This is a genomic window from Aeromicrobium sp. Root236 (assembly GCF_001428805.1).
GTDB lineage: Bacteria > Actinomycetota > Actinomycetes > Propionibacteriales > Nocardioidaceae > Aeromicrobium.
Map to the genome: position 1 here is coordinate 3,172,146 of NZ_LMIS01000001.1, position 22,547 is coordinate 3,194,692.

The 22,547-nt window shown below is 65.4% G+C and carries 21 protein-coding genes; 14 read left to right on the top strand and 7 right to left on the bottom strand.

Annotation, left to right across the window (positions count from 1 at the left end; translation table 11 throughout):
- Positions 1-8: 8 nt before the first annotated feature.
- The 8 genes from ASE12_RS15890 (at position 9) to ASE12_RS19865 (ending at position 9,547) form a co-directional block, all read left to right on the top strand.
- Positions 9-902, top strand: a complete 894-nt coding sequence (locus ASE12_RS15890) for an NAD(P)-dependent oxidoreductase (RefSeq protein WP_082582330.1) — start codon at positions 9-11, stop codon at positions 900-902.
- Positions 899-2,188, top strand: coding sequence for an ABC transporter substrate-binding protein (locus ASE12_RS15895; RefSeq protein ID WP_082582331.1), 1,290 nt, complete (start codon positions 899-901; stop codon positions 2,186-2,188). Before ASE12_RS15890 ends, ASE12_RS15895 begins: the two co-directional genes overlap by 4 nt.
- Positions 2,189-2,275: 87 nt before the next feature.
- Complete coding sequence (locus ASE12_RS15900) at positions 2,276-3,262, top strand: carbohydrate ABC transporter permease (RefSeq protein ID WP_157412992.1); 987 nt, start codon at positions 2,276-2,278, stop codon at positions 3,260-3,262.
- Entirely contained in the window at positions 3,259-4,146 is an 888-nt protein-coding gene (locus ASE12_RS15905) for a carbohydrate ABC transporter permease (protein ID WP_200955040.1), read from the top strand. Before ASE12_RS15900 ends, ASE12_RS15905 begins: the two co-directional genes overlap by 4 nt.
- Before the next feature lie 3 nt (positions 4,147-4,149).
- The gene (locus tag ASE12_RS15910) at positions 4,150-5,592 is read left to right on the top strand and encodes an FAD-binding oxidoreductase (protein ID WP_235508928.1); all 1,443 of its coding nucleotides are present in this window, start codon (positions 4,150-4,152) and stop codon (positions 5,590-5,592) included.
- Between the two features lie 423 nt (positions 5,593-6,015).
- Positions 6,016-6,270, top strand: coding sequence for a hypothetical protein (locus ASE12_RS20135; RefSeq protein ID WP_157412994.1), 255 nt, complete (start codon positions 6,016-6,018; stop codon positions 6,268-6,270).
- Between the two features lie 131 nt (positions 6,271-6,401).
- Entirely contained in the window at positions 6,402-9,071 is a 2,670-nt protein-coding gene (locus ASE12_RS15915; RefSeq protein ID WP_082582332.1) for a discoidin domain-containing protein, read from the top strand.
- Positions 9,072-9,214: 143 nt separating this feature from the next.
- Positions 9,215-9,547 carry a MarR family winged helix-turn-helix transcriptional regulator gene (locus ASE12_RS19865; protein WP_235508984.1) on the top strand — a complete coding sequence of 111 codons (333 nt, stop codon included), beginning with the start codon at positions 9,215-9,217 and terminating at the stop codon, positions 9,545-9,547.
- Positions 9,548-9,824: 277 nt separating this feature from the next.
- Here ASE12_RS19865 and ASE12_RS15920 read toward each other — a convergent pair whose 3' ends face one another.
- Entirely contained in the window at positions 9,825-10,541 is a 717-nt protein-coding gene (locus ASE12_RS15920; protein ID WP_056402759.1) for an SDR family oxidoreductase, read from the bottom strand.
- A 128-nt stretch (positions 10,542-10,669) separates the two neighbouring features.
- On the opposite strand from ASE12_RS15920, the gene ASE12_RS15925 reads away from it, so the two are divergent.
- The 4 genes from ASE12_RS15925 to ASE12_RS15940 all read left to right on the top strand — a co-directional run bounded on the left by ASE12_RS15925 (position 10,670) and on the right by ASE12_RS15940 (position 14,502).
- Positions 10,670-11,602 (top strand): LysR family transcriptional regulator, encoded by a 933-nt coding sequence (locus ASE12_RS15925; protein WP_056402762.1) that lies wholly within the window; start codon positions 10,670-10,672, stop codon positions 11,600-11,602.
- Positions 11,599-12,423 (top strand): NAD-dependent epimerase/dehydratase family protein, encoded by an 825-nt coding sequence (locus ASE12_RS15930; protein ID WP_200955041.1) that lies wholly within the window; start codon positions 11,599-11,601, stop codon positions 12,421-12,423. The genes ASE12_RS15925 and ASE12_RS15930 overlap by 4 nt, the downstream gene beginning before the upstream one ends.
- 106 nt (positions 12,424-12,529) lie before the next feature.
- Positions 12,530-13,102, top strand: a complete 573-nt coding sequence (locus ASE12_RS15935) for a TIGR03086 family metal-binding protein (protein WP_082582334.1) — start codon at positions 12,530-12,532, stop codon at positions 13,100-13,102.
- A 50-nt stretch (positions 13,103-13,152) separates the two neighbouring features.
- Positions 13,153-14,502 carry an NAD(P)/FAD-dependent oxidoreductase gene (locus ASE12_RS15940; RefSeq protein ID WP_056402769.1) on the top strand — a complete coding sequence of 450 codons (1,350 nt, stop codon included), beginning with the start codon at positions 13,153-13,155 and terminating at the stop codon, positions 14,500-14,502.
- Between the two features lie 8 nt (positions 14,503-14,510).
- Here ASE12_RS15940 and ASE12_RS15945 read toward each other — a convergent pair whose 3' ends face one another.
- Positions 14,511-16,457 (bottom strand): fatty acid desaturase, encoded by a 1,947-nt coding sequence (locus ASE12_RS15945; RefSeq protein WP_056402772.1) that lies wholly within the window; start codon positions 16,455-16,457, stop codon positions 14,511-14,513.
- A gap of 153 nt (positions 16,458-16,610) precedes the next feature.
- Between ASE12_RS15945 and ASE12_RS15950 the strand changes: the two genes are divergently transcribed.
- Positions 16,611-17,288, top strand: coding sequence for a TetR/AcrR family transcriptional regulator (locus ASE12_RS15950; protein ID WP_056402775.1), 678 nt, complete (start codon positions 16,611-16,613; stop codon positions 17,286-17,288).
- A 39-nt stretch (positions 17,289-17,327) separates the two neighbouring features.
- On the opposite strand, the gene ASE12_RS15955 is transcribed toward ASE12_RS15950, so the two are convergent.
- The 3 genes from ASE12_RS15955 to ASE12_RS15965 all read right to left on the bottom strand — a co-directional run bounded on the left by ASE12_RS15955 (position 17,328) and on the right by ASE12_RS15965 (position 19,667).
- Positions 17,328-17,927 carry a TetR/AcrR family transcriptional regulator gene (locus ASE12_RS15955; RefSeq protein WP_056402779.1) on the bottom strand — a complete coding sequence of 200 codons (600 nt, stop codon included), beginning with the start codon at positions 17,925-17,927 and terminating at the stop codon, positions 17,328-17,330.
- Positions 17,928-17,990: 63 nt separating this feature from the next.
- Positions 17,991-18,788: a hypothetical protein gene (locus tag ASE12_RS15960; RefSeq protein WP_056402782.1), complete on the bottom strand. Its 798-nt coding sequence runs from the start codon at positions 18,786-18,788 to the stop codon at positions 17,991-17,993.
- A gap of 24 nt (positions 18,789-18,812) precedes the next feature.
- A complete protein-coding gene (locus tag ASE12_RS15965; protein WP_056402785.1) occupies positions 18,813-19,667 on the bottom strand; it encodes an alpha/beta fold hydrolase in 855 nt (284 codons plus the stop codon).
- Between the two features lie 184 nt (positions 19,668-19,851).
- Between ASE12_RS15965 and ASE12_RS15970 the strand changes: the two genes are divergently transcribed.
- Entirely contained in the window at positions 19,852-21,474 is a 1,623-nt protein-coding gene (locus ASE12_RS15970) for an AMP-binding protein (RefSeq protein ID WP_056402787.1), read from the top strand.
- Here the strand turns inward: ASE12_RS15970 and ASE12_RS15975 are convergent.
- Together ASE12_RS15975 and ASE12_RS15980 are read right to left on the bottom strand one after the other, a co-directional pair.
- Positions 21,471-21,719: an HPr family phosphocarrier protein gene (locus ASE12_RS15975; RefSeq protein WP_056404908.1), complete on the bottom strand. Its 249-nt coding sequence runs from the start codon at positions 21,717-21,719 to the stop codon at positions 21,471-21,473. The two genes, ASE12_RS15970 and ASE12_RS15975, sit on opposite strands and share 4 nt — an antisense overlap.
- Positions 21,720-21,756: 37 nt before the next feature.
- Positions 21,757-22,518: a DeoR/GlpR family DNA-binding transcription regulator gene (locus ASE12_RS15980; protein WP_056402788.1), complete on the bottom strand. Its 762-nt coding sequence runs from the start codon at positions 22,516-22,518 to the stop codon at positions 21,757-21,759.
- Positions 22,519-22,547 lie beyond the last annotated feature (29 nt).

Here is a 22,547-nt window from a genome sequence, read left to right on the forward strand (position 1 = left end):
GGCAACTCATGAGAGTCGTCGTGACAGGTGCGCTGGGGTTGGTCGGCACGGCAGTCGTGGACGAGCTCGTGCGGTGGGGCCACGATGTCCGCGGGCTCGACCGTGGTGTGGGGCCGATTGGATCTTCGCTGGTGACGTCTCGCGATCTCACATCGCGCGAAGGGCTCGAAAGCTGCTTCGCAGATTGTGACGCCCTCGTTCACCTCGCCGCGATCTCCCGTCCGTGGGAGCATCCCGACTCAGAGGTGTTCACGAACAACACGGTCACGACCTTCAATGTTCTCGATGCTGCGGCGAGCGCCGGCGTCCGCGCCGCCGTCATTGCATCGAGCATTTCGATTCTCGGACTGGTCTGGGGTCGCATCAACCAGGCGCCGCTAGAACTCCCGATTACGGAGGATTCGCCGCTCCAAATTCGCGATCCGTACGCCCTCAGCAAGCAGGTGGACGAAGCGACTGGTCGGGTCATCAGCCAGCAGCACGGAATGACGGTCCTCGCCTACCGCTTCCCGGACATGGGGGACCCGACATATCTCTCGGCCAGGGCGGCAGCGATCGTCGAGGATCCATCACTCGGATCGCGCGAGCTGTGGGGCTACTTGTCGCTCTCGGATGCGGCGCGCGCCGTCCGGCTCGGGCTGGAACGAGAGATTGAAGGATTTCACGTGCTGAACGTGTGTGCCGACTCGTCCCTAGGTGGGATCGACGTACAGGAGTACGTCCGGAGCACTTATCCCGAGACTCGTTTCACACGCGAGATAGCTGCCGGGTCCTCGGCCTACGACACGTCTCGGGCGCGTCAACTCATCGCCTTCGAACCTGCCAGCTGGGACCAGCTTTTCGACACTGAATCATCCGACGACGTGCGATCTGCCAACACCGATGAAGGGAAAGTTAAATGAACCGAGTACGCCGCAAGAGGCTTGTCCTTGGCCTCGTAATGAGTATGGGACTGGTCGGCCTCACGGCCTGTTCGGGGGGGTCAGACGACAAGGCAAGCGATGGGACGATCTTGGTGTGGACCGACGCTGAACGCCAGGTCGGGTTCAAGCAGTTCCAGAAGGAAAATCCCGACATCAAGATGAAGATCGAAACCTTCGACCCTGCATCGCTGCTGACAAAGATTCAACTCTTCAACCGCACGAAGAAGGGCTGGCCTGACGTCATCTTCAGCCAGACCCCCTCAGACGCGGCAGCCCTCAACAGTCCCCTTTACGACTTTGCGCTCAATCTGAAGAGCCACTTGTCGGATGACGTGGTCGCCGGCTTCAAGACGACGAACACGGATTGTCAGATCGACGGCGGGGTCTACTGCCTCAAGAACGATCTCGCGCAATCGGTCCTCTGGTATGACACAAAACTCATGGACAAGTTCGGCTACGAGGTTCCGAAAACGTGGCCCGAGTATGAGGCGTTGGGCGAGCGAGTCGCGAAGGAACATCCCGGCTACATCGTCGGGACCGCTGGATTCAAGCACGTCTACAACGACTTCCTGTGGTCGAGCGGGTGCCCGTTGCAGGAGGCTGTGGCCGCCAAGGAAGTCCGCATCGATACCGAGGCGGAGGAGTGCACGCGAGTCGCCACGATGTTGGACAACCTGATCGACGCGGGCTCGGTGTCCCGTGAGGGACCCTTCGACCCCGGTGTCACCAAACTGGGCCAGCAGGGCAAGATCCTCATGCTCCCCAGTGCTGCATGGTACGGCGACTTTGTCTTCAAACCCGAGGGAGGATTCCACACGAAGCCCGGCAGGCTCGCTGCGGCTGCGTACCCGACCTGGCCTGGGGCCAAGGCCAACTACTCGGGAGCGAGCGGGGGCGGAGTTTACATCGTTTCGAAGCACTCGAAGAACGTTGACGATGCCGTCAAGATCGCAACCTGGATGGCCACCGACACGACTTACCAGGCGAAGGCCGCGACCTACCCAGCATTCGTGCCTGCCGCGGAGGCATGGGGCAAGCGGCTCGAGACGGACAAGTTCTACGCGACGAACCCGTTTGCCGTACTTCAGGCTCAGGCCAGTCTGATCAATCCGGTTGTCTCCAACACGCGGTACAGCGTCGACGACGCCGTAACTGCGACGATCGTGCAATCCGTGCGTAGCGGCGGGTCAGTCACGGACGCCCTCCCGACACTGCAGACCCAGTTGAGGAGCTTGGCTCAATCTGTTGGATACGCAGTCAAGTAGGACTCGCCAGGGCGGGGGTGTGGCTCGGTCTAGCATCACCGAGCCACACCCCAGCCGATCACCACGGACGAAAATGAGACGAGCATCATGAGTCAGCGCGTCAACATGCAAGCGGTGAGCTCGGTCCCACCAGCTCCCATTGGCCTGGGTTCCAAGGTTGACCTTCAGGGCGGTGTGACACCACCGAGACGGCGAAGGCGCGAACGTCGAGATTTGGCGTCGTCGCTGTTCGTGGTGCCGTACGTCCTGTTGTTGCTCGCCTTCGGGATCGGGCCGACGTTCTACGCGCTCTACGAGTCCCTCGTAGATGAACGAACAGAAGGGGGTGGGCTAGGCCTTCAGAACTTCGGCCGTCTCCTGGACGATTTTCGCTTTTGGCCGTCGGTGACGCACGTGGCCATCTTCATGGGCATCTGGTTGCCAGTCATGGTGGTGGGAGTGGTCGTGCTTGCATTGCTACTGCATGAGAAGCAGAGCAGGTTCAGTGGTGCCATGCGACTGATCTTTTTTCTCCCTGCCGCAGTCACTGGGTCGGCGAGCGTGATCCTTTGGTACTTCATGCTGACGCCGGAGCTGAGTCCGTTCGGTCCAGCGCTGAGATCGATGGGATTTGAGACCGGCAGCGACGTGTTTGTCAGCGGCAATCTTCCCTGGGTCTTCGCCGTCATCGCTTTCACGACCGGGGCCGGGCAATGGATCATCATCATGTTCGGAGCGCTTCAGAACGTCCCGGACGACCTCATGGAGTCGGCTCGACTCGACGGGTGTGGGCCGCTGAGGATCGCACTCTGGATCAAGCTGCCACTTGTCAGAAAGTACGTCTGGTACATGGTCATCATGTCGATCTCGGTTGGCCTCCAAATCTTCGTAGAGCCTCATCTGATCTATTCGGTGACGAACACGGCCGGCAGCCCATGGTGGTCGCCGAACCAGCTGTCGTATGAGTACGCGTTCACGGATGGGGATTTCGGCGGAGCCGCCGCGATCTCTGTACTGCTCCTCTTGGTCGCGACATTGGCTGCTGTCGCGTTGATCGTCTTCACTGATTTCTTCGAAAGCGAGGCGAAGGCATGAGCCGGACCATGACCCACTCCAAGCCGTGGGGAGGTGTACTCCGCAATGTCGTGCTGCTTGGTTTTGGCCTCTATTGCGCGGTTCCCTTGCTATGGCTGCTCTTGGCGCCCACGAAATCCGACGGTGAGCTCGTGGGGGATAGCCCGCTTTCCTTCGGCCGCTTCGGTGCGATCGCTGACGCGTGGTCCAACCTCGCCGACTACAACAACGGTGTCGTCTACTCGTGGATTTGGAACACGATCATCTATACCGGGGCAGCTTTGATCCTGACGATCGTCGCTGCGATCCCGGCTGGGTACGCACTTGCGGTAAAGGACGTACCCGGACGGCGCACCTTGTTGATGGCGACATTGATCTCCATGGTCGTGCCGCCGACGGCTCTCGTGCTGCCACTCTTCTTGGAGGTCAACTTCCTCGGTCTCACGGACACGGCGTGGGCAGTTATTCTCCCGTCCGCGTTCTTCCCGTTCGGTGTCTATCTCGCATTCGTGTACTTCTCCACGAGCCTTCCGCTTGAGCTCCTGGAGGCTGCCAAGCTCGACGGCTGTTCGGAGCTTCGCGTGTTCACCAGCGTTGCTCTGCCGCTCGCACGCCCCATAGTCGGTCTGGTGCTGTTCTTTTGTTTCGTGGCCAGTTGGAACAATTACTTCCTGCCGTACGTCATGCTCAGCAAGGAGTCTTTGTACAACCTTCCGGTGGGAATTGGATCTCTAGTCGCGAGCAGTCCCGCCTTGAACCCTTCCTTGGGTGGCGCGTCGCTGCCCATCCGCCGGCCAGAGGCAGCGCTGATCGGTGTCGTGGCGGTACTACCGATTGCCATCGCATTCATCTGGGCGCAGCGATACCTCGTACGCGGAATCTTCTCCGGTTCGCTGAAAGGCTAGGACGTGGCTGGGTTGCTGGACGACCTTCGCGGCCACGCACCGCATCTGGTCATCACGGATCCGGACATCATGGCCGGATATTGCCGGGATCAGTCACGGCTAACGGAGTCCGGGTTGCCGATCGCCGTGCTCGCACCGGCGACCACAGCGGAGGTCTCCACCTGCCTGAAATGGGCGAGCAGCCACGGTGTTCCTGTCGTCCCCCGAGGGCTGGGCAGCGGACTCAGTGGGGGAGCAAACGCAGTGGCAGGTGGTGTGGTCTTGTCGTTGCATCGAATGAACCGCATCAAGGACCTCGACGCCAGGGAGCACCTCGCCGTCGTCGAGCCGGGAGTGATCACTGCCCAACTGCGTTCCGCCGTGTCGGCAGTGGGCCTCTTCTACCCGCCGGATCCTGGGAGCGTGGAGTTTTGCTCGATCGGGGGCAACGTCGCCACGAATGCAGGAGGCATGTGTTGTGTGAAGTACGGGGTCACCGGAGACTTCGTCGAAGCACTTGAGATCGTCCTCGCGGACGGTCAGATACTTCGCACCGGTGGTCGAACCGTCAAGGGAGTCGCAGGTCTGGACCTCACGAGCCTGTTTGTTGGATCGGAGGGGACGCTCGGCGTGGTTACCGAGGTGACTGTGCGCCTGAGGTCACAGCCGAGCGGCCCGCTCCAGACCCTCGCGGCTACGTTCGCTGATCTTGGTGCCGCAGGACGAGTAGTGACAGCCATCGTCGCCGAGGGCCTACGGCCATCCCTGTTGGAGATCCTTGATCGAACCACCATTCAGGCTGTCAATCAGCTCGTTCCCATGGGCCTTGAGGATTGTGCCGCGCTTCTCCTGGTTCAGATCGATGACGCCGACGATTCGATCCTCGCGCGGATCGAGTCGCTTTGTGCTGCTGCTGGAGCGGACGATTTGATCCGAAGTGAAAGTCCGCAGGAGGCCGACATGTTGCTCGAGGCCAGGCGTATGGCGTTGCCTGCGCTCGAGCGGTTGGGAGACTGGCTGCTGGACGACGTGTGCGTTCCGTGCCACCGGATCGCTGAGCTTCTTGAGTCGATTGAGCAGATCTCAGACGACACAGGACTCCGTATCGGGGTGTTCGGGCATGCAGGAGACGGGAACCTGCATCCAACGATCATCTACGACGCCTCTGAGCCCGAGCAGTGCGACCTCGCTGCGGCGGCCTTCGACCGCATCACCGCTGCGGCGCTAGGCCTTGGAGGCACCATCACCGGTGAGCACGGGGTTGGCAGGCTCAAGATGGGATGGCTGAAGCGGGAACTCGATCCCGTGGCCTTCAGCCTTCACGGTGAGATCAAGCACGCACTCGACCCAAAAGGGATCCTCAATCCTGAGTCGTCAGTTGCCAGGAGCGAATCGATCGCAGGACACGGCCAGTTGAACAGTCCCGCGAAGGACCCTGCCCTTCTGCTTGGCGAATACAGTGCCTGATTCGTCGCTCGATGCCGGCTCAACGCCGAGGTAGTAGCGGTCCTCGTCTCGACCGGCCCATATCCAGAGGAGTGGCCAGGTATGGCATGTCCACGTGAGGCGGACGGTGTACGACGTCGTGGGTCGGGAAATCGTGACGCCCGCCTTCGGCGAAGGGACGATCCAAAGCCGGTCGTCTCCCGGTTCTGCTGTCGCCAGGAAATCATGAATCTCGCGGCCGACTTCGGCGTCACCCAGATCAACCTGGGCTTTGGGGTGTGCTCGCAACACAATGTGCTGCAGCCAGGGCACCCTTCTGCGCGGGGAAGGTCGTGCGACAGCGGTATGCACACGCACTGTGCTGTGCTTGTGGATCACCCGTACGCTGCGTGCGCAGACCATGCCCAAGCTCGGAAACGTCGCCAGCCAAACTCTTCCAAGGGCGTGAGCCGCCCACCACCGCCGCTCGCCAATGCCGCCATGGAAGCCGAGCCGTGCACCGTACCAAGGCCGGGCTGGACCCGGGTTTGGGAGGATCTCCTGCCATCCGCCGGAGTAGCCGGCAAGCCATCGGAGTCGGGACTCCTCGAAATCGGCTCGGGACAGTCGTTGACCGAAATCAGGGGAGCAGTAAAGGATCTCTTCACCGTCGACGAGAACCTGAGAAATTTCCCCGCCGCGCTGCTGATTGATCTGTAGTTCGACTGCCCTATCTCGTCGCACTCTTCCTCCAAATCGCTTGACACATCTTGACAGAGTTCCAATAGATGGTCCAGAGTTCCGCTAAGTGAAACGACCTCGAGGTCGCTAATCCTGAATGGGGCGCTGTCATGTATCGAAAGATCTTGCTGTCTGTTGGTCTGCTGTTTGCAGGCCTCGTAGCGATCCCGAGCGCATCGAGCGCGGCGGTGCAAGTGGTGTTGCACGTATCGCCCAGCGGTTCGGGCACCGCCTGCTCATCCGGATCGCCGTGCTCATTGGCCGAAGCGACGGAGCAGCTCGGTGATCTGACCGCGACAATGACGGGCGACATTGTGGTCGAACTGTCTGGCGGCACATACCAGCGGACCGGTCCTTGGGAACTGGGTCCAGAGCACGGTGGCAAGAACGGCCACGAGGTGATCATTCAAGCAAAGACTGGCGACACCCCCCGCTTGAGCGGTGGAACGTCTATCACCGGCTGGACACTCCACGACGGAGCCAAGAACATCTGGAAAGCCTCAGTTCCGACGACGCTCGACACCCGACAGCTGTACGTCGGCGGACGCCGGGCCGAGCGCGCGAGCGCTTCAGCGTCGGTTCTGAACATCTCCTCGCAGTCAGGTACTGGCTACGCGATCGGTAACCCAAACATTGCGAGCTGGGGTTCTCCCGGGGGCATCGAGTTCGTGTACGCCAACGCACCGTTCCAATGGACACACTCTCGGTGTGGAGTCGCCAGTGTCACCACGACTGCTGTCGTCATGGATCAGCCGTGCTACGACAATGCCAGGACCGGTCCGCCTGGGGTTGAGATGCCGTCGTCGATCGAAAATGCGTACGAACTTCTCGCGGAGCCGGGTCAGTGGTATCTCGACAAGGCCGGCGACAAGGTCTACTACATCCCACGTGCCGGCGAGACCATGTCATCCACCCCTGTCGTCGCTCCGGTTGCTGAGTCCCTTCTCAAGGTGGTAGGTACCGCATCGGACCCCGTTGAGAATCTGACGGTATCGGGCTTGACGTTCGAATACTCCACGTGGCTGCGGCCCAGCACGACTGAAGGTTTTGTTGACCTGCAGGGCAACTACGTGTTCACCGGAACAGGACGCGCAAACCAGGCGCAGGCACCGGCCAGCGTCAGCTTCGACCATGCTGAAGGCATCACCTTCGCCAAGAACACGCTTCGCTACCTCGGCAGTGCGGGAGTGAGTTTTGGCGGTGGAGGTTCGAACAATGTTGTCGAGGACAACCTGATCGAAAAGATTGCCGGAAATGGGATCAATATCGGCGACGGCGCTCCGATCGCGACACCCATTGCCAACCTTGTCGTTGAGGACTCAACACGCGTTGCCAATAACGTCGTGCGAGATGTCGCGAACGAGTTCGAAGGCGGCGTGGGAATCTTCGCTGGCTGGGTCAAGAACACGACCATTGAGCACAACGATGTCTCCAACGTCCCCTACACGGGAATCTCGCTCGGCTGGGGATGGGGTGACCCGTCGCCCATGGTGAACAACCACATCCTCAACAACCGGGTGCATAACGTCATGCAGTCGACGGCGCGAGATGGCGGGGCCATCTACATCAATGGCGCCCATGCCTCCAGTCCCGCTTCGACGCTCGAGGGCAACTACGTTTCCGAGAACTCTCAACCGAGCTGCTCCCTGTACCTTGACAACGGCGTCAGTTATTGGACGGTCGACAGCAATGTCGTCGATAGAGCCTCGAAGTTTTGGGTTTGCATCCAGAATGAGGCAGCTCCGTTTGCGCCGAACAACACGCTGACAAACAACATCGCTGGCCCTGCCCAGGAGTACAGGACAGTCCACGGTTATCCAGCCTCGACCACTGACACCGGCAACTCGGTTGGAGTCACGACCTGGTCCGCGACCGCCAAACGGATCATCGCTCAGTCTGGGCTCGATGCCGGCCACGTCCCCGGGGCCGCCTCGCAGGTGAACCTCGTTCGCACGGCAACTGTCTCAGCGTCGAGCACCGTTTCGCCGTACACAGCCGACGCTGCGAGTGATGGCAAATCAGAAACGGGATGGTCGTCCTCGGCCACGGACACGGGCGCCTATTGGCAAGCAGACCTGGGTAGCTCCAAGTCTCTGTCGCAGATCCAGATCCTGACGCGAACAGGATATGACCACCCCACGACGCGCGAAAACTTCAGGATCCGGGTCTCTGGCTCTGCAACCACGGGCTCTGGCGGGACCGTTGTTTGCGCGCGCGGTACGACTGAGCTCCCCTACCGCGCACGCTTCGTCTGCGACGTTCCGACGGGAACCAGCGGGCGCTATGTCACGGTGGAGAAGACCGATGGTGTGCAGTTCTTCCTTGCTGAGGTGCGAGCGTTCGGGTCAGGCACTCACCGAGTCGATAGGACGGCAACTGCCAGTGTCGTCGGCTCGAGCTCTGCGAGTGGCTATCCGGTGACCCGCGTTAAAGACGGCGATGTGTGGACGTCGTGGCGTGCCACTGGCTCGGCTGGAGCATTCGCTCAGTTCGACTTTGGCAGCGCTGTCGACCTTGCGGCGATCCAAGTCGCGCCCGCGAGGGACTTCGACGATCCGTCGAGTCGCGCAAACTTCGAGGTCCGGGTGTCGAACAACTCGAATTTCTCTTTGGGCAGCACTCTGGTCTGCTCTCAAGGTGCCACGGCGCTGGGAATCAACGACACTCGCGATTGTGCGGTTCCGGCCGGAACGTGGCGCTATATGGCGGTGACGACAAGCAACTCGTCGCCATTCTCGCTCGGTGAAGTCGCTGCGTGGTCGACGGTCGGAGCACCCTGAGATGTTCGTGCAACTAGGTGGAGTCGGGTTGGCGACATGTCGTGTGAACCAAGCTCCAGCGGCTGAGGCCTCACGGTTGACCGGCCTCAGCCGCGGGTGGTGACACTGTGAGGACTGGCGGGCGAGTATCTGAGTTGGACGAGATGCTGCGACACGCTCGCGACTGCGCTCGGGCCTACCGCGCCGCTGAAACGGCCGTGAGTAAAGCGCTATCTCCGCTTGCCCTGACGACGACGCGCTGTCTCGTGCTCGAGGCGCTCGATACCGAACTGGTAACGGGTGCATCGATCGCGGACCTCGCCGCCTTCCTCGGCCTACACCGAACTTCGGCCGCTGCTGTGATTGATCACCTCGCTGGCGTCAACTGGGTGTCGAGATCTGGCGATGCCCGCGACGCACGAAAGACGACGATTCGAATAACTGGTGTTGGACGAGATCGCCTCGCTGAAGCGCGCCGCCTGCTCGGCGAGGCGTGAGATGTGTTGATCTCGGCGCAGCAGATGTCGATCCCACACCAAACATCGACGTCAACGGTGGAGCTCGTCGCCTTCGTGGTGTGCACCCCCGGCGCACCCCCACAGTGAGATCAGCGGCTCGATGGCCACGAATGCAACTGAAATGACAGTCAAAAACTCAGTCCCAAGACACTTGTAATGAGGATGTCGCGGGTTCGAATCCTGTCGGAGGCTCAGGGAAAATTCGGTGGTACTAGCGGGCCGTTGGCCTTCTGTTGCCGGAGGCCTTGTCCCACGGTCATACCAGAACAGTCCCTCCGTCAACACGCAGGATGGTTCCCGTTCCGTGCTGCTGCTCCATCGCATACACGTACGCCAGTGCGACGTCCTCGACCTCCCCCACCCGGTTGACCGGCAGGGCGTTGCTGGTGGCGTCGTAGAAGCCTTGACGAGCATCGTCATCGAGCGCCGACCACAGCGGACTACGGATCACGCCCGGCGACACGGCGTTCACCCGCAGAGGGGCAAGCTCAAGCGCCAGCGTCCGGGTAAGTGCATCCGTCGCGCCGCACACCGTCGCTCCAAGCAGCCAGCCAGGTCCGGGGCGGTCGCTCGCAGTGCCCGTCGTGAGAGTGATCGAGCCCCCGGCGCGCAGGACCGGCGCGACTGAACGCGTGACGTCGATCGCGCCAAGGAACCGTGTGGCGAAGAAGCCTTGGATGATCTCGCGGGAGAGATCAGCAAGGGGCACCAGGGAAAGGGGTTCTCCGGCGGTGAAGACCAGATGATCGAGTGGCCCATAGGCGTGGCTCAACGAAGCCACCTGGTCGGGGTCTTCCAGGTTGCACGTTCCGCCCTCAGCACCGGGAAGACTGGCGAGGGCTGATGCCACGCTGTGCTCCCTTCGTGACACGACGATCGGCGTGGCGCCGCGTTCGAGGACCGCGCGGGCGACGGCGAGGCCGATCCCGGACGTTCCACCGACGATGAGGACCCGAGTGCCGGCAATGTTCATCTGTTCTGTTCTCCTGTGTTCGTTTGGGACCTACCTAGCCAAGGTTGGGCCCGGCGGCCACCGCGTGTCCAAGACCTCTTTGCGCTCGATCGATACGCTTTGGGTATCGCTTGGGAGGCTGATGCGGCATGGACCTGGACTTGCGCAGACTTCGCTACTTCGTGGCGGTCGCGGAGACGTTGAGCTTTCGCCGGGCCGCCGACCAGTTGCGGATCGCCCAGCCGGTCCTCTCGAGGCAGATTCGCGTCCTCGAGCGAGAGTTGAGGGCCCAGCTCTTCGACCGCGGCCCACGCGGAACCGCGTTGACGGCGGCCGGGCAGCAGCTGCTTGCCGACGCGCCCGGCCTGCTGGCGGACTCGGATGCCGTCGCTCTTCGCGCCCGCCGGGCCGCTGAGCCGGCGCGGCGCCTCGTGCTCGGAGTGATGCCTGGTCTGGTGGCCACTGCGGCCGTCCAGGCCTTCGAACGCGATCATCCTGAGTGCGCCGTCGAGGTCTACCGGACGACGTGGCAGACGCAGGTCGCCTTGGTGCGCCAGAATCGGGTGGACGTGAGTCTTGCCCGCGAACCACTCACCGCCGACCAGCTCGTGGCAGTCCGGGTCGCCGAGGAGCCGCGTGTCGCGGTGCTACCAGGACTACCGGAGTTCGCGACGCGTGCACCGTTCGACCTCGCGCAGACCGCCGGGCTGCGCCTTCTCCAGGATCCCGACGCGGTGCCGGAGTGGAAGGCGATCGCATCGGACGCTCTCAGGGAGCGGTCGAGCCGACACACTCCCGCTTCTTCGGTCGAGGAGAAGCTGGAGCAGGTCGCATCGGGACGTGGGTTTGTCGTGCTCCCTCGGTCAACCGCAGAGTTCTACCGACATCCGAACGTCGTGATACGCGAGCTCGACAACATCGAACCGAGCGTCGTCGTCATGGTGACCCGGCCAAACGATGACCCGATGATCAAGGCGCTCACCGACTGTGTTCACGGTGCCAAGGCGCAGCTGACCGGTCCGGTTCCTCCTCGCCGGTCGGGGGCTGCGACCGCGCACCCTGCCAGGGGTCTCAACACGTGACTCCGGACGTGCTGCTCGTCGGCTGCGGCGACCTGGGGGCTGACGTGGGCGTACGCCTTGCTGCACGGGGCCACTCGGTGCTCGCGCTGCGACGCCGGGCCGAGCTGGTCCCGCCTCCGCTGCAGGGCCTGTCGGTGGACCTCACCCGCAACCAGCCTGAGCTCCCGCCGCTCGACCTGGCCTACCTCGTCGTGGCGCTGACGGCCCGGCCGCGTACGGAGGAGAGCTACCGCGCGACGTACGTCGACGGCATGGTGCGCGCACTCGACGCCCTGGCCGACGCCGGCCAGGTGGCCCGGCGTGCCGTCCTCGTGTCGTCGACGGGGGTGTTCGGTGACCTGGACCCGGGCGTGCTGGCTGACGAGTCGACCACGCCCAGCCCTGCCGATGGGCCCGCTCGGATGCTGCTTCGAGCCGAAGAGGTGTTCCGCGAGCGGGTGCCAGGCGGCACGGTGCTGCGTCTTTCAGGGCTCTACGGTCGTGGCAGCACGCGGCTCGTCGACCAGGTGCGCGCAGGTGCGGTGACCGACCCGAACAGGTGGACCAACCGCATCCACCGCGACGACGCAGCCGCGGCCGTGGTCCACCTGCTCACCAATGACGCGGCCCCGGAGGCTCTGTACGTGGGGACCGATGACGAGCCCGCGCTCCTGGGCGACGTCGCCGCTCACCTGGCCGCACAGCTGGGCGCGCCCGCCCCGCCTGCCGCCGATGCGGAGCTCGGACACGGCAAGCGGTTCAGCAACGCGCGCCTGCGCGCCAGCGGCTGGGTGCCGGACTTTCCGACGTACCGAGAGGGATACGCCGCCCGGGCAAGGTAGCGAGGCCGATTCACGGGACAGGAGGAAAGCCTGTCTGCTAAGTTCCCGACGAAACGGTGCGGCCCTGCGACGACCGGTGCGCACCTGGATCCGAGGGGGAACTCACGTGACGTTCGACGTACTCACCACAGCACTCGATGCCCTGCGAGGTGTCGCCGACGGCGCGACCGATCGGCTCGACCAGCCGACGCCGTGCAGCGACTGGACGGTCGGCCAGGTGCTGATGCACGCCGCTGGGGACCAGCACGCCTGGGCGGCGACGGTCGGGACCGCGAGCATGCCTACCTACAACCCGTTCGACCCGCCGCAGGACGCCGAAGGTGGCGTCGCGCAGGCCGTACGGTCAGCGGCCGACGTGGCCGCCGAGACCTGGGCTGGCGTCGATGCGGGTGCGGACGAGCTGCCCACGCCTCTCCCACCTGTGCCGGCTCTCACGCCCGAGCTGGCGGCCGGCGCCGCGGCCCTCGACGCCGCCGTCCATGCGTGGGACGTCGCCGTTGCCACCGGACAGCCCTCACCCCTGACCAACCCGCTGGCCGCGCAGCTTCGCCCTGCTGCAGAGGCGACCGCCGATTCGTTGCGGGGATTCGCGTACGCGCCGGCGTTGCCGGAGGTTGATGGGGACGACGAGGCCGCAGCGCTGCTGCGCTACCTGGGGCGCGATCCAGCCTGGTCGTGAACCTGGCACCACCGGCACCGCCACCAGTGGGGGCCGTGTAGGACTGGACCATGACGAATGAAGAGGTCGACGTCCTGGTCGTGGGCGCCGGGGCGACGGGACTGTCCGCGGCGTACGCCCTGCAGCGCGCGGGCCGGTCCGTGCTGGTGCTCGAGTCGCGCGAGCGCGTCGGTGGACGGCTGTGGACCGACGAGGTCGACGGCGTCGACCTCGAGATCGGCGGCCAGTGGGTGTCACCGGACCAGGACGCGCTGCTGGCGATGCTCGACGAGCTGGGCCTGGAGACGTTCGAGCGGCACCGTGAGGGCGAGTCGATCTACGTGGGCCTCGACGGCGAGCGGCGTACGTTCACCGGTGAGGTGCTCCCTGTCGACGGCGCCGTCGAGGCCGAGATGACCCGGCTCACCGACCTGCTCGACGAGCTGTCGGCGCAGATGGACCCGGCGCGGCCGTGGGACATGCCTGGCGCTGACGAGCTCGACCGGGTGACCCTCCTCGGCTGGCTGGAGCAGAGCTGCGCCGAGCCGGAGGCCCGCGACAACATCGCGATGTTCATCGCGCAGGCCATGCTGACCAAGCCGGCGCACACGTTCTCGGCGCTGCAGGCGGTGCACATGGCCGCGAGCGCCGGCAGCTTCAGCAACCTCGTCGACTCCGAGTTCATCCTCGACAAGCGGGTCATCGGCGGCCTGCAGCAGGTGCCGCTCCGCCTGGCCGAGCGGCTCGGCAGCGCCGTGCGCACCGGGCGAGACGTCGAGAAGGTCGTGTGGACCGACGACGGCGTCACGGTCTCGTCGGGCGACCTGACGGTCAGCGCCCGTCACCTGGTCCTCGCGATCCCGCCGACCGCCGTCACGCGCGTACGGTTCGAGCCGCCGCTCCCGTCTATCCAGCGGGAGACCCGCCAGCACCAGTCGTTCGGTCAGGTCATCAAGGTGCACGCCACGTACGAGACACCGTTCTGGCGCGACGCCGGCCTGTCGGGGACGGCGTTCAGCCCGTACGAGGTGGTGCACGAGGCGTACGACAACACCAACCACGACGAGTCGCGGGGAACCCTCGTCGGCTTCGTCTCGGACCTGCAGGCCGATGCCGTCCTCAGGCTCTCGGCCGCAGAGCGCCGCGGCGTGATCCTGTCGTCGCTGTCGACGTACTTCGGCCCGCAGGCTGCAGCGCCGCTGACGTACTTCGAGAGCGACTGGATCTCCGAGGAGCTGGGCAGCGGGGCGTACGGCTCGAGCTTCGACATCGGCGGGCTCACCCGTTTCGGTCCGCGCCTACGGGAGCCCGTCGGCCCGATCCAGATCGGCAGCTCTGACGTCGCGGGTCTCGGGTTCCAGCACGTCGACGGCGCACTTCGTGTGGGTGCCGAGCTGGCCGCGGCGATCGTCGGGCGCTGAGGGTCAGATCAGGCGTCGTAGTCGAGTCGCAGCTCGTCGCTGACCGGATGCGCCTGGCATGTGAGGACGTACCCGGCGTCGATCTCCTCGTCGCCCAGGACGTGGTTCTGGTCCATGACAGCCCGGCCTCGCAGCACCTTGGCACGACACGTGCCACAGGCGCCGCCGGCGCAGGAGTAGGGCGGGTCGACGCCGTGCTGCATCGCTGCATCCAGGATGCTGTCGCCGGTCGAGCGCAGCGCGAACGTCGTCTCCCTCCCGTCGACGGCGACGGTCACCCGGCTCTCCACGTCCACCTCGACGGAGCTGGTCGCGGGCTCGGTGTGGAACACCTCGGTGAGGACCTGGGCTCCTCGCGGTGCCAGCGACACCGCGATGGCGTCGACGAGTTCCTGCGGCCCGCACAGGAACCAGGCGTCGACCGGATGGGTGATCAGCTCGTCGACGAGCTCAGGGGTGACGCGGCCACGCAGCGCTGCTCCATCGTCGCGGGACAGCACGTGGTGGATGGTCAGCCGGTCGCTCATCGCAGCGAGCTCCGGCCCGAACATGGTGGAGCCGGAGGTCTGGTTGCCGTACACGAGGGTGAAGGTGCTGTCCGGCTCGATCTCGAGCGTGGTGGCGATGATCGACATGAGCGGTGTGATGCCGGACCCGGCGGCAACGGCTGCGTAGGAGCGGGCGACGCTCGGGTCCAGCGCGGTGTGGAACCGGCCGGTCGGGGTCATCACGTCGAGGATGTCGCCGACCTCGAGCTGCTGGTTCACGTACGACGAGAAGGTGCCTCCGGGCACCTGCTTGACGGCGACTCGCACGGTGTCCTCCGACACCGGCGTCACGATCGAGTAGCTCCGACGCACGTCGACGCCGCCGATCATGGCGCGCAGGGTGACGTGCTGGCCCTGGACGTAGCGGTACTCGCGGGCGAGGTCGTCCGGCACGTCGAACGTGATGGCGCAGCTGTCGGCCGTGAGCCGTTCGATCGACCGTACGCGCAGCGGGTGGAAGGCCGGTCGCTGCCCAGAGGTCTGGTCGGAGGGCCGGTCGATCTCGTCGGTGAGCCGGCGCCACGTGCGGTACTCCGCCGGCGTGAGGGACCGGCCGAAGACCGTCGAGATGGCGGCGTTGCGATCGAGGTACGCCTGCTCGTTGCGGCGCCACGCGCGGACGTACCGGTAGAACGGCACGCTCGGGTGCAGATGGTGGACCAAGTGGTAGTTCTGGTAGACGAAGAGCGGCGTCATCCACCACTCGCCGCCCACGCGTATCCGGGTGGCGCGGTACTTGTCCTGCCGCTGCGTGAACGGCAACCCGTGGTGCGGCAGGTAGTCGAACCACCAAGCGAGCACGCCCATCCCGATGCGCTGCGGGATCAGGAACACCACCACGAGCTCGGCCCCGTACCCGGCTACGACCAGGCCGGCGAATGCGGCGACGACGCCCACAGCGGTCGCGACCGTGCCGATGACCTCGCCGCGCGGACGTTGCGAGATGCGACGCACGTAGAACACGAAGTACCAGGCCTCGATCGTCATCCACCGGAACGGCAGCTGCCACCAGGGGCCCTCGCTCGTCCAGGCGTCGGGGTCGACGGACTTCGCCTCGTTGGTGTTCCGGTGATGCTCGATGTGGATGAACTTGAGCAAACGGAACGAGGCGTAGGGCGCGACGAAGGGGACCGACAGGTAGCCGAGGGCGTCGTTCAGTCGCGTGCGGGTGCTGATCGCGTGGTGCGTCGACTCGTGCAGGACGCTGAACATCAAGAACGTGACGGCGGCGCCCATCGGCACGGTGATCCATGGCGACCAGCCCGCCGACAGCGCCCCGTACATCTCCATGGCGAACAGTCCCAGTGTCGCGACGTACAGCGCGATCGTCGGCCAGGCGACGAGGGGGACGCGCTCACCCGGGTCCGGCAGCCCGAGGACGGGGTGTTGCTGGGTCGCGGTGGTCATCAAGGTCTCGCTCTCGTCAGCGGCGTATAATCAAGTTATGCTTGACATCTAGACCGTATATGTAAAGTGCGGACCCGGCAACCCCTCCTTTCCGGCATGCGGTCTCAGCCGCGCGGGCGACGGAATGCTCGCGCCGATGGGAGCATGGAAACCATGTCCGAGGAAGTGGCTCCGCGCGATCCGCGGGTCCGACTGATCGACGCCACGGTGAAGCTCCTGGCGGAGGATGGGCCGTCGGCGATCAAGGCGCGGTCCATCGCCGCGGAGGCTGGGGTGTCGACGATGGTCGTCTACCACCACTTCGGCGGTATCCCTGAGCTTGTCGGGGCGGTGATCGATCACGGATTCACCGGGCTCGAGCGTGCGTTCGCCAGCCTGCCGGCCACGGAGGATCCGGTCGCCGACCTGTTCACGATGGCATTGGCCGTCCGCGAGATCGCCCGGGCGAACCCCCACCTTTATGACCTGATGTTCGGTCTCTCGACCCGTGCGACGTACAGGCCGGCTCCGGACGAGGCCATCCGCAGGAGCGGGCACTCCGAGGCGTTCAGGGCTGCGTACGCACACCTGACAGCCGCGTGCCAGCGGCTCGTGGACTCCGACGAGATCGGTACGTACGACGCCAGGACCGTCGCCGCAGGGCTGTGGAGCACGACGCACGGCTACATCAGCCTTGAGCTGGCCGACCACTTCCTCGAGTTCGACGATCCGGTCAGGTCGATCATGCTGCCAACCGGCGTCGTGTTCACCGTGGGCCTCGGCGGCGACCCGGGGCGTGTGCGGGCCTCCTTCGACGAGGCGATGCGCCGCCACGCGGCGTCGGTGCGGTGAACCCCGGCGTCATCATGAGAATCGCAGACGTGCTGTGGATCAGCGGCTGAGGAGCGCGTTCACCTGGTTGCGGATATCGGTCACGACTGTCTCGTCGCTGATGCTCGCGTCGGCGTGCGCAGCCATGCTGAGGAAGCTGATCGACGACACGATGTGTGCCAGTGTCGCGGCGTCGTCGGCGAAGGACGTCTCCCGTCGCAGGACCTCAGCGAGGGCCTCCTCGGTGCGCGCGGAGATCGCCAGCGCCTCACCGTGATGGGGTTCCTCGGCATCGCCGAAGGCCATCTCGCGCAGGTACGTGCGACCGTTGGCGATCTGCGTGCGGTTGCACTCCACGATCGGCTGGACGATCGCCATCACCGCATCACGTACGTCGGCGACGTCGCCGGCCGCGGCCCGGCCTCGCTCGAGAGCCTCGGCGTAGTGCGTGTTCTGCACCATCAGCAGGAGCTCCCCCTTGGTCTTGGCGTAGAGGAACAACGTCCCGGTGCCGATGTCCGCCTGGTCGGCGATCTGCTGGGTCGTGACGTCCTCGACGCCGTGCTCGGCGAACAGCTCGCTGGCCGCGGCGATGATGCGGTCGAGCTTCTCCTGCTTGTTGCGCTCGCGCCGACCGAGCGGCTGGGAGTCCAGGGTCACGATGCGTCCTCCGAAGCTGGGCTCTGATGGTGCCGCCACTCATCCTTCCACGCGGCGGGCTGGCTACGCCTCGTAGTGCGGGAGTACACGGGCGTCCTTCACGTAGGCGAGCGCGGCGGTGACGTCGTACGCGTGGATGGTCGCGACCAACGGCGCGAGCTGCTCGGACAGGTCGCGAACGGCGTCGCCGGCGAAGAACGCATCGCGGGCCGCGTCGTCGGCGAACCCGACGATGACCTGCGCGTGGAAACGCTGGTCCTCGGGGTTGTCGTGAGCCACGTTCGGGGTGTTCCAGAGCTTGTGGCTCCAGGGCAGGAATGTCTGCGTGCGCAGCTCCTTGAGCACGCCGGTCCCGGCCAGTGACGACACCAGCTCGGTGTTGACGAGCTTCCGGAAGGTTCGCGCGCTCACGCGGTCGCGCCGGCGTAGGTAGATGACCGCGCGAGAGCCGACCGGGTCGCCCGGCGCCACGTCGTACCACCGCGACATGCCCGGGAGTCCCGCGTAGAGCAGGGTGCGGCGGAACACGTTGATCTCGTCCTGGTACGCCACGGCATTCTGCTTGCGTCCCCGGAGCGTCGAGAGGACCGACCGAAGGGTGACCTCGGCGATGCCGTCGACCTTGTGGTCCAGCGGGATGCGCGTCGCGATGCCTGCGGTCGCGGGCCAGCGACCGGGATTGTCCTCGGCCATGTGGACCTGCCGGTACTCCTTGAGGCCGGGGTTCGCCGAGATGATCCCGGAGTGCGGGCCCTTCCAGTAGTCCATGCCGGTCTGGCGCGGCTGATCCGTGCGGACCCACAGCAGGATCGAGCTGGACAGCTGCTTCCTGGCCTTCGGCGGGGTGGTGATCGTGCTCATGTCGTTCCTCCGGGGTGGTGGCGGTCAGCGGTTGAGGAACTCGACCGCGAGGGGGGCGAACTGCTCGTGGAACTGGAAGATGCCGCCGTGCCCGGAGTCGGCGTACATGACGAGCTCGGAGCCCGCGATGCGACGGTGCAGGTCCTCGGAGAGGACAGATGGCACCATGCGGTCGTTGTCGCCGTTGGCGATGAGCGTCGGCTGCGTCACCTTGGACAGGTCGGCCGGGGTGCTGCGGCCGTACTTCTTGATGGCTTTGAGCTGGGTCTGGAACGCCCGCGTCTTGATCTTGGCATCGCGGTCCTCGGTGCGCTCCTCGAGCCGCTTGACGAACGCCTTGGCGGCGGGCTTGCCGGTGGCGTTGCGGTTGAAGAACAGGAACTCCTTGGGGTCCGACCGCGTCAGCGTCGCGCGGAGGATGTCCCAGTACGTGGTGCCGGCGACCTTGTCGATGTCCTTGCCGCCGCGCGGTCCGGTGCCGGTCAGGACGAGCCTGCGGACGAGCTCGGGGTGCTTGACGACGAGGTCCTGGGCGATCATGCCGCCGAGGGAGAACGAGAAGATGTCGACCTGGTCGAAGCCGAGTGCCTTGATGAACTCGTACGCGTCGTCGGCCATGGCCTCGACGCTGTCAGGCACCTTGCCGGACGAGCCGCCGACGCCTTTGTTGTCGAACGTGATGACGTGCCGGGTCTTGGCGATCGGGTCCACGATGCGCGGGTCCCAGTTGTCGAGGGTCGCGGCGAGGTGGACGAAGAAGATGACGGGGATGCCTTCCTTCGGGCCCAGCTCGCGGTAGGCGTACGTCGTGCCGTCGGTCGTGACCGTCTTGGCCGGTGCCTTGGCATACGTGGTGATGGTGTCGTCCGTGCTGTTCATGATCGAGCTCCTGTGAGGTGATGTGTGCTCAGAAACGAGCATGCTCAATTATGAGTCGACTCAGAAACAATGTCAAGAGGACCGCGGGAACCGGAACGCACGGGCAGGCACGCGTGCTGCTGTGGAACTCGGGTCGCCGGTGGGGGACGATGCAGGGAGGTCACCACGGGAGGAAACGTCAAGCATGGATCTCAGCGTTGCAACGGGCACGACCGAGTCGCCGCAGCTCACCACGACGATCGGTGCCAACCTGGTCGACACCGTCGAGCAGCACGGTGGCCGCGAGGCTCTGGTCGACTGCGCCAGCGGCCGCCGCTGGACGTACGCCGAGCTGCTCGCCGAGGTCGACACCGTCGCGCTGGGGCTGCTGGCGCTCGGCGTGACGAAGGGCGACCGGGTCGGGATCTGGGCACCGAACTGCCCGGAGTGGACGTTCGTCCAGTACGCGACCGCGCGCATCGGCGCGATCCTGGTCAACGTCAACCCGGCCTATCGCAGCCACGAGCTCTCGTTCGTCGTCGGCCAGTCGGGCATGCGGACGATCGTCGCGGTGCCGGCGTTCAAGGGCTCCAGCTACGCCGACATGATCGCGGAGGCCCAGGCCGAGCACCCGTCGCTCTCCGACGTCGTGCTGATCGGCACCGACTCGTGGGACGAGCTGCGCGAGGCGGGGGCTCGCGGCGACCGCGCCCGGCTCGCCGGGATCGAGAGCGGGCTGGACGCGGCCGACCCGATCAACATCCAGTACACGTCGGGGACGACCGGGTTCCCCAAGGGTGCGACGCTCTCGCACCGCAACATCCTCAACAACGGCTGGTTCGTCGGCGAGCTGATCGACTACACCGAGGAGGACCGGGTCTGCATACCGGTGCCGTTCTACCACTGCTTCGGCATGGTGATGGGCAACCTCGCGTGCACGTCCCACGGTGCCGCCATGGTGATCCCCGCACCGTCGTTCGACCCGGTGGCCACCCTCGAGGCCGTCGCGGCGGAGCGGTGCACGTCGCTCTACGGCGTGCCGACGATGTTCATCGCGATGCTCGACCAGCCGATCGTCGACACGCTCGACCTGACCTCACTGCGTACCGGCATCATGGCCGGGTCGCCGTGCCCGGTGGAGACGATGAAGCAGGTCATCGGCAGGCTCGGCATGACCGAGGTCTCGATCTGTTACGGCATGACCGAGACGTCGCCGGTCTCCACCCAGACCCGCACCGACGACTCGCTCGAGCGCCGCGTGTCGACCGTCGGCCGGGTCGGGCCGCACCTCGAGGTCAAGATCGCCGACCCGGGCACGGGGGAGGCGCTGCCGTACGGGGAGGCGGGCGAGCTCTGCACGCGTGGATACTCCGTGATGCTCGGCTACTGGGACCAGCCGGAGAAGACCGCCGAAGCGATCGACGCCGAAGGCTGGATGCGTACGGGCGACTTGGGCGTCATGGATCCCGACGGCTACGTGACGATCACCGGCCGCATCAAGGACATGGTGATCCGCGGCGGCGAGAACATCTATCCTCGCGAGATCGAGGAGTTCCTCATGACCCACCCCGACGTGCTCGACGCCCAGGTGATCGGCGTGCCGGACGAGAAGTACGGGGAGGAGCTCATGGCCTGGCTTCGCCTGCGCGAGGGTGCCGCGCAGGTCGACGCCCCTGCCCTTCGCGAGTTCTGCAGCGGCAAGCTGGCGCACTACAAGATCCCGCGCTACGTCCACGTCGTCGACGAGTTCCCCATGACGGTCACCGGCAAGGTCCGCAAGGTCGAGATGCGCAACGCCGCCGTCGAGCTGCTCCGCGAAGGGGGCTAACCGTCGAGGTTGCTCGCCACCATGTCGGCGATCGTCGCGAGCATCACCTCGTCCTCCGACTCCACGATCACCTCGTCGCCGAACTTGGCACCCAGCGTCATGATCATGAGCGCCGAGCCGGCATCCACGGCGGGCTTGCCCTCCATCGCGAGCGTGACCCCGCTAGTCGCCGCCTGGGCGATCAGGGCAGCCGGCCGGGCGTGGAGGCCCACGGTCGATCCGACGGTGACGGTCTTGGTTGCCATGGTGCTCATCCTCTGGGTTGGTTGCGGTCGGGGTGGATCATGCGAGCACGACCTCGACGTCGTGGGCGCGTAGTGCGTCGACCTCGCGCTGGTCGGCGGCCTTGTCGGTGATCACGATGTCGAGGTCGTCGTACGACGCGAAGGCGAAGACGTGCTCGGCGGAGAACTTGGAGGCGTCGAACAGGGCCACGACCTTGCGGGCCGAGCGCACGAACGCGCGCTTGACGGCGGCCTCCTCGCTGTCGGGCGAGCTGAGGCCGTGCTGGGGCGAGGCGGCGCTCGTCGCCAGGAAGCACACGTCGACCTGCACCGAGGCCAGCGCGTCGACGGTGGCGTGCCCCGCGGCCGCGGAGGTGACGCCACGGACCCGACCGCCCAGCATGTGCAGCTCGACCGACGGGATCGCCATGAGCTTCGCCGCCGTCGGGATCGCGTGGGTGATGACGGTGAGCCGGCGGTCCGGCGGGATCAGGTCGACGAGGTGGCTGATGGTCGTACCGGCGTCGAGCACCATGCTGCCTCCGGCGGCCGGCAGGTGAGCCGCTGCAGCCCGGGCGATGCGGCCCTTCTGGTCGGCGTTCGGGATCGCGAGCGTCGGGCCGGCGGCTGAGCTCCGTCCGCGTGCCGCGACGGCACCGCCGTGCACGCGTTGGGCCAGCCCGTCGCGCTCGAGCACGGCGAGGTCGCGGCGGATCGTCTCGCTGCTGACATCCAGCTCCTCGGCGAGCTCGATCACGGCGAGCCGGCCGTCCTGCTGCAGCCGGTCGACGAGGAGCTGCTGGCGTTCGGTGGCGTACACGGCGCTCCTCGGACCAAAGTGGGTTTGTG